Source organism: Bradyrhizobium sp. 142, assembly GCF_023074015.1.
In the GTDB taxonomy this organism is placed as follows: Bacteria; Pseudomonadota; Alphaproteobacteria; order Rhizobiales; family Xanthobacteraceae; genus Bradyrhizobium.
The window spans coordinates 1-7007 of sequence record NZ_JADPKQ010000204.1; the positions used below are offsets into that span (position 1 = coordinate 1).

General features: G+C 63.3%; 5 protein-coding genes and 2 pseudogenes. 3 read left to right on the forward strand and 4 right to left on the reverse strand.

Annotation, left to right across the window (positions count from 1 at the left end; translation table 11 throughout):
• The first annotated feature begins 301 nt into the window (after nucleotides 1–301).
• Nucleotides 302–550 (forward strand): hypothetical protein, encoded by a 249-nt coding sequence (locus IVA82_RS18785; RefSeq protein ID WP_247386150.1) that lies wholly within the window; start codon nucleotides 302–304, stop codon nucleotides 548–550.
• Between the two features lie 365 nt (nucleotides 551–915).
• Here IVA82_RS18785 and IVA82_RS18790 read toward each other — a convergent pair.
• The 3 genes and pseudogenes from IVA82_RS18790 to IVA82_RS18800 form a co-directional block, all read right to left on the reverse strand.
• Nucleotides 916–2030: pseudogene (locus tag IVA82_RS18790) on the reverse strand (HD domain-containing phosphohydrolase).
• Between the two features lie 50 nt (nucleotides 2031–2080).
• A pseudogene (locus IVA82_RS18795) lies at nucleotides 2081–2402 on the reverse strand (PilZ domain-containing protein).
• Nucleotides 2399–3520: a DUF2336 domain-containing protein gene (locus tag IVA82_RS18800; RefSeq protein ID WP_247386152.1), complete on the reverse strand. Its 1122-nt coding sequence runs from the start codon at nucleotides 3518–3520 to the stop codon at nucleotides 2399–2401. The pseudogene IVA82_RS18795 and the gene IVA82_RS18800 overlap by 4 nt, the downstream one beginning before the upstream one ends.
• A 297-nt stretch (nucleotides 3521–3817) precedes the next feature.
• On the opposite strand from IVA82_RS18800, the gene IVA82_RS18805 reads away from it, so the two are divergent.
• Together IVA82_RS18805 and IVA82_RS18810 are read left to right on the forward strand one after the other, a co-directional pair.
• Nucleotides 3818–4765 carry an AraC family transcriptional regulator gene (locus tag IVA82_RS18805; protein WP_247386161.1) on the forward strand — a complete coding sequence of 316 codons (948 nt, stop codon included), beginning with the start codon at nucleotides 3818–3820 and terminating at the stop codon, nucleotides 4763–4765.
• Between the two features lie 51 nt (nucleotides 4766–4816).
• A complete protein-coding gene (locus IVA82_RS18810; protein ID WP_247386163.1) occupies nucleotides 4817–5407 on the forward strand; it encodes an NADPH-dependent FMN reductase in 591 nt (196 codons plus the stop codon).
• A gap of 6 nt (nucleotides 5408–5413) precedes the next feature.
• On the opposite strand, the gene IVA82_RS18815 is transcribed toward IVA82_RS18810, so the two are convergent.
• The coding region (locus IVA82_RS18815; RefSeq protein ID WP_247493448.1) for a HAMP domain-containing methyl-accepting chemotaxis protein at nucleotides 5414–7007 on the reverse strand (1594 nt) is incomplete at its 5' end.

Consider the following 7007-nt stretch of genomic DNA (forward strand, 5'->3'; position numbering starts at 1 on the left):
GGCGCGCAAGCGCGCGTCCTTGACCGCTCCTGCGCGCGCCGCCGTCGAGATAGCGCGGGTCGGGGCGGAGAAACGGGCTTCAAGTCGAACAAAGAAACCAACAAGGAGGACTAACCCGGCGGCAGTATCCGTGGCATGACCATCTCGGCGGAACCGTCCACGCCTTCCGGCTCCGCTCCACCTCCACAACGAAGGCGACAGATCACGAGCTGCAAAAGTACGACATCTTCACCCGCTACGGACACCGGGGCGGCCGGTCGCAACGTCGCCGGATGGAAAGTCGCAAGGGGGGATTGAGAACGTGGAATTCGAAACGCTGGTTCAGTCGCGCCGCAGCGTGCGCGGTTTCAGGAACGAGCCGGTGCAGCGCTCGGTGATCGAGGCGATCATCGAGAGTGCAAAGCGCGAGGTCGCGAGGATTCCGGAGGACGAAGTCATCATGATCTGCGTCGCGATGGGCTATCCCGACGAGACGTTTGCCGCGAACGCCGTTCGTTCGGATCGCGAGCACAACGACGAGTTCGTGCGGTTCGTCGGATTTGCCGAGTGACGCAGGTTGCGGAGGAAATTTTTCTCGCGCGGAAAATTTTTGGTGTGGACTCGTTGCCGGCTCTTGCAATCTCGGTGGAGCGGGAGGAACAATATCGGAGCTAAAGGGTTTGTTGCTGGCGCGAGGGAATTGACATGCGGCGGCTGGCTAGCCTGGTTCGACGGTTCTTCGGTCCGCGAATGCGGCGCCCGATCGATGATGATCCAAGTCTTCCTTTCACAGCCGAAGAATTCGGCCAGCTGATCCGCAGCGGCAAACGCGAGGACATGAAGCATCTGGCGGAAGGGCTGGCGTGCCGGTCGGTCCGACCACGCGCCGGACATCGCGCGGCGCATTAGGCCGGTCGCGATCCGGATTTCGTGCGCTCACCTTGTGAGTGCAACCTGCTTGAAGGCGATTACAAGCGCCTTTTCCAGCTTTCCGGTCATTCCGCAGAGAATGTTATAGGCCTCCGGCCGAGGCATCGTCGGCTTGTAGTGCCGGTGCTCGATCAGCGCGGCAAAAATGTCCGATATCGTGAGAATGCGCACGATGTCATTGATTGCCTCGCCGCTGATCGCGTCCGGATACCCGCTCCCGTCGAGATATTCGTGGTGATGCCGAACGGCATCGAGAATCTCGGGAGATATCTTTTCGTTGTCCCTCAGGAAATCGTAGCCAGCCGTTGGATGCGTCTCGACAATGGCACGCTCACGGGGGTCCAGGCGGCCGGGCTTGTCCAGAACCGCAAGCGGGATTTGCGCCTTGCCGATGTCGTGGAACATGGCCGCCTCCGCTCGAGATCGCTTCGCCCGACGCCGAGGCTTAATCCGAAGTCGATTGCCAAGCCGGTTACGAGCAGGCAATGCTGGTAGGTTCCCTCGTGGTGGCGCCGGACCGTGGCGAGCCATTCGGACAGACCGCGCTCGATGATATGATCGGCGATCTTGCGGCCGGCCTCTGTCGTACCGTCAACGTCGAGGGGCTCGCCGAGCGTGACGGCGGTGAACATCGACGCGATGGCCGTTGCCGCGGTTTCGACGGCGTTGTCGGGTTGCTGCCTGTCGCTCGGCGCCGCCGTTGCCAGCGCGGCTGGATCGGTCAGCGCCGCCAGCAGCTTTATCCGGTCGACCCTCCCGGGAAGGACGAGCGTGGCGCCGAGCGCGTAGGCTTGCGAGATGCTGACGTGAGAGGCGTACTCGACAAGGAAGATGCGCTTTTGGGCTTTCGCCAGTTTGGCGGCCCTCTTTTTGATGGCTGCGATGTTGTCGACGTCTCGCAGGTCTGCGCGGATGACCACGGCGAAAGGTACTTGCGACAGCTTGGCTTCCGCATCGAGCCGCTCGCCCGCGATGGCGAAATTCCGCTCGAGAATCGAGCAAACGCCGGACAATTTTTCGGAGGAATCGGCCAGCACGTGCACGAATGCGCGTGCCGCGTCCGTCTCTCGCCTGCCATCGCGGCCTATGATGGGGCGGGGGATAGTTCGCGCATCCTGCACGGCAGACCTGGACTTTGCTGGAGTTCAATGAGCTTGATGAATTTTCGAGCCTATTTGTTCTGAGCGGAGTTTTGTGCGGTCGGTACGCTGGCCGGCTTCTTCTTGCCGTCCGCGCTGACGAAGTGCACGCCGGCCACGGTTCCGTCGACGGGGCTGGCCTACCGACGCTGCGAATTGGTCTGGATCGGATGACAGCAGCATGAAGAATTCCTTGGCCCGGAGAACGTCGAGTGTGCCCTCGAGCTTTGCGCCTGTCTGCGAAATGTCGAGAAGGACGCAGCTGCGCCGCCACGTGCCGTCGGAACCCATCAGGTTGACGGGCTGCTTGTGGTCCATCCGCACGCGAGGCGCCTTGCGACCATCGAGCTTCATCGGTTAGCCCCCATTCTGCGACTCCCGCGATCGCTTGTCTTCACATTCGCGGCGATTTCTCCCCATCGCACCGTCCACTGGCTGGTCGACAGAAGCAGCGTCTCGAAGATCCGTTGCGCGCGTTCGCGTTCGGCAAAGGAGAGCCTCATCCCGCTGCGGTTGTTCAGGATGGCCAGCGTGGTTTGCCAGTTCAGCCGAGAAGCACGGCAGGCCATCACCAGCCCCTCGCAATCCTCGTCAGTCATGACGTGCTCGACGATGTCGAGCGGCGCTCCTGAAAGAACCGACAGCGACGTGAACAGGTTGGCTATCTCGCCGCGGATCGCAAAGCGGTTCACCGTGGAGTCGTTGAGCTTGCCGATCCGGTTGAGGGCGACGATCTCCGGTCTCGCGCTTGCATAGTCCGCCGAGCCGGGCGGCTTCGGCGCTGCCGGGACCGAGACCGTGCCTGATGTGGCGTGGTGCTGCGGCGGTATCGACGAGGCGCTGGGCTTCCCGGGGCCGGTCTGACCGGGAGAGACTGACAACAGCTTCCGTACGACCAGGTCGGGCGTATCAGGCCGGAGCGCCAACGCCTTCCTGATCTCCTCATCCTGCCCAGCCTTGGCGATCAGTGCGCAATACGCCGGCTCGGAGAAACCGGCCCCGGGATTGCTGATCAGCGCAAGGCAGACGGCGCGACCGCCGCGCCTGATCAGCGCCTCAGTCAGCGTCGGCTCGATGCTGTCGCGGGCGGCGATCGCGAGTTGCTGCAGTTGGCTGCCCGAGGCAGCGATCGTCTCAAGATCGATCGTGGACAATGCCAGCGATTTCGCCAGCAGTGGACACGCCACCTCCGGATCTTCGTGTGAAGCCAGACGACGCAATGTCTGCAGCGGGGCCACGTTCAGCTCCGCGAGCACCTTGCTCAGATGGACCAGCGCGCTCGAAGCAACGCGTCCACTCAGGCGCAGCAGGACGTCATCGACGACATTGACGAGCAGGTCCTGCGGCCGGTCCCGGCCAGTAGCGAGCAAGCGGACGATCCCAGCAAGGATGCGCGCGCAGCGCTCCGGTGGACTGGTTGCGACCGCGTCTTCCAATTCGACGAGAATATCAGCAGGCGAATGTGCCATCATGGCAGGAGCCTGAACAAAATAATTGGACGATCAACGACCATCATTGCGCCTTACGGTCGTTAATTTGGAATTTATGCATCGGATCGTCCAGGTATCGCTGCACCGCTATTCGACCAGAAACGTTATCGAAATTTGGCAGATACAAAGCTTCTGGTTGTTCTTTGACCGGGACTCTCGCCAACTCATCGAGTCAGGCTAGGATGATTCCATTGGTCTGAGGGAGCGAACCGAATAGGGGAATTCAGACGGGCGCCATCGCCGGACACGCGTCATTTCCTGCGCAGTTTTTCATTGGTCATGAGCAACATTGATGATGCGCCAGCGTTGGCGCCAAAGATATTTCGCTTTTCCGACGTCGATGAATTTCGAAATGCCATACGAGGCCTGAACTTCGAGTTCACGCCTTTCGTACAAAGGATTTCGACTGAGCAAATCATTCTGTCGCTGCCCGGCTGCGACGTGAATTTGACGCGGGCGTTTCCGCGGATCGTCGATGCACAGCTCATCGAGAATTGCACTGCGATCGGATTCACGATGGACGGCCTCGATGTGCCTGTTCACTTCAATGGCGCACAGCATGCGCGACCCGTCCTCGTCATTGGCAGCGGCGGCGCGGCTTACACCGTCGTCGAGGAGGTGCAGCGGCAAATTGCCTCGGTGGTGTTCAGGCCAGAGGTGGCAGATCGCGGCTGGCCACAAGAGCACTTGAGCTTCAAGATTTTCGAAACAACCGCCGCTGGCTTGGACCGGCTGCGCGGCGTAGTTCGGGAGGTGTTGGTCGCGGCCTCAGAGCCCGTTGAGGCCTCAGACATGGCGTTGAAGGCCGCGGCAATGAAGGAAACCCTGCTTGGCGCCGTGGACAACGCGTTCGAGAGCATCGTTCCCGCGCGATGGACCTTGCGCCCGAATGATGGGCGGAGCTTCAAGATCTTTCAGGAAATCCGCGCGCTTCTCTCCGACGACCTTTCGCGGCCCCTCTACAGCGAGGAGATCGCGCGCAAGCTCGGCCTGTCCGTCCGTACCATGCATGACGTCGTCCGCCGTGATCGCGGCATGAGCCTGCATCGCTATCTGCGCCTGCGCCGGCTGTGGCTGGTGCGCCAGCGGCTGCTGGCCGGAGCTGACAGCGTCAAGGCGGTGGCGCTAACGTTCGGATTCTGGCATCTCAGCGATTTCTCCAGGAGCTATCGCGATCAGTTTGGCGAGACGCCATCGCAAACGCTGGAGCGCGGGCGAAGGGCGTAGCGCGACAAATGGATTGGGGTCGGCCGTCGGTTTCATGCTACCATGGCGGCCATGAGCAACCGCATTCTCGTCCTCTACGGATCCTATCGTTCCGACCGCATGGGCATTCGCCTTGCGAATTTTGTCATCAACGGACTCCGAAGCCGCGGCGAGGACGTCGAATTCATCGACGCCAAGGCGATCGGCCTGCCGATGCTCGACCGCATGTACAAGGAATATCCCAAGGGCACTGCGCCGGAGGCGCTCGAGAAACTGGCGGGGCAGATCCGCGGTGCCGACGGTTTCGTCTTCGTCACCGGCGAGTATAATTGGGGTATTCAGCCCGGATTGAAGAATCTCACCGACCATTTCCTGGAAGAGTGGTTCTGGCGTCCGGTCGCGATCGCCAGCTATTCCGCCGGCCGCCTGTCCGGCGCGCGTGCTGCGACCGCCTGGCACGGCACGCTGTCGGAGATGGGTATGGTGGTGGTGTCGAGCACCATCGGCGTCGGCCCGATCGCGCAGACGCTGTCGGCCGAGAGCGAGCCGATCGGCGAGGGCGGCAAGGCGCTGGAACGGTCGTTTCCTCGGTTCGCCGACGACCTGCTGTGGTGGATCGAGGCAGCCAAGGCGCAGCGCGTGCGCAAGGTGCCGCCTTACTGAGCCCGCTCAGGCGGCCCTGACCTCGCTGAGGAAACGGTCGAACTGTCCGGCAAGGTCGCGCGACTGGCTCGAGAGCTGCTCGGCTGCGCCCAGCACCTCCCTGGCGGCCGCGCCCGTGTGGTCGGCAGCGCTCTGCACGCCGGTGATGTTGGTGTTGACCTCCTGGGTGCCGCGGGCGGCCTCCTGGACGCTGCGGGCGATCTCCTTGGTCGCCGAGCCCTGTTCCTCGATTGCCGCCGCGATCACCGTGCCGATCTGATCGATCTCGCCGATGACGTCGGCGACGTTGCGGATCGCGCTCACGGTCTCGTCGCTCGCGGTCTGGATCGCCGCGATCTGCTCGGAGATTTCAGTCGTGGCTTTGGCGGTCTGGCCGGCCAGGGACTTCACCTCCGAGGCGACCACGGCGAAGCCGCGGCCGGCGTCGCCGGCGCGGGCGGCCTCGATGGTCGCGTTGAGTGCCAGCAGGTTGGTCTGCTCGGCGATGCTCTGGATCAGCGTGACGACGTCGCCGATCTTCTGGGCGCCCTCGGCGAGCGCCCGCGCGGTGTCGCCGGTGCGGCGGGCGTTGTCGACGGCGCGGGCCGCAATCTCGGCGCTTTGTGCGACCTGGCGGCCGATCTCCGCGATCGAGGAGGTCAGCTCCTCGGTCGCGCTCGCGACCGTCTGCACATTGGTCGAGGTCTGCTCGGAGGCGGCCGCGACGACCGCCGCCTGGCTGTTGGTCTGGGCCGCGGTCGAGGTCATCGACTGCGCCGTGCTCTCCATCGCGGTGGAGGCCTGGGAGAGGCCGCCGACGAGCTCGGTGACCTTGGCCTCGAACGCGCTGGTGAGCTGGTCGAGCGCCTGCGCGCGGCGCATCTTGCCGTCGTTCTCCGCCTGCTTCTCGGCCGCGAGCCGCTCGGCCCGGATCATGTTGTCCTTGAACACCTGCACGGCGGTGGCCATCGCCCCGATCTCGTCGGCGCGCGCGGCGCCGGGGATCTCCTCGGCAACGTTACCCTCGGCAAGCCGCGACATCCGCGCGGTCAGGTCGACGATGGGCGTGCAGACCCGGCGGCGCACCGTCGCCACAAGACCGACGCTCGCGATCAGCATGGCAACGAGGCCGAGAAGTGCGATGATAAAGCTGGTGCGCGCAGCGGAGGAAACACTGCCGAGGATCTGCTCGGCGTTGTCGTAGAAGGCGTCGCGGACCTCGATGATGGTGCCGAGGCCGCGCTGCGTGGCCGCGTAATAGGTGTTCATGTCATGTTCGTACTTGCCGCTGACCGCACCGTCCTTCACCAGCTTGGGCTCGCGGCCGAACTCCTCGACATAGACCGAGTTGAACTTCTCAAGAGCAGCGGCGACGTTCGCCGGAGTTGCCGGACTGCCGCGCAATTCCAATAGCGCCATCACGATCTGATCGTTGCGGCCCTGCGAGCGGCTGATCTCGGCCTTCTCCGTGTCGGTCGCCGGTTTATGTCCGTAGCGGGTGAAGATGTCGTACTTTTGCAGCTCGTGATCTGTCGCCTTCGTTGTGGAGGTGGAGCGGAGCCGGAAGGCGTGGACGGTTCCGCCGAGATGGTCATGCCACGGATACTGCCGCCGGGTTAGT

Excerpts from the sequence above, each read along its gene's own strand:
- IVA82_RS18800 (WP_247386152.1), bottom strand. The coding sequence starts at position 3,520 with ATGATGGCACATTCGCCTGCTGATATTCTCGTCGAATTGGAAGACGCG.
- IVA82_RS18805 (WP_247386161.1), top strand. The coding sequence starts at position 3,818 with ATGAGCAACATTGATGATGCGCCAGCGTTGGCGCCAAAGATATTTCGC.
- IVA82_RS18810 (WP_247386163.1), top strand. The coding sequence starts at position 4,817 with ATGAGCAACCGCATTCTCGTCCTCTACGGATCCTATCGTTCCGACCGC.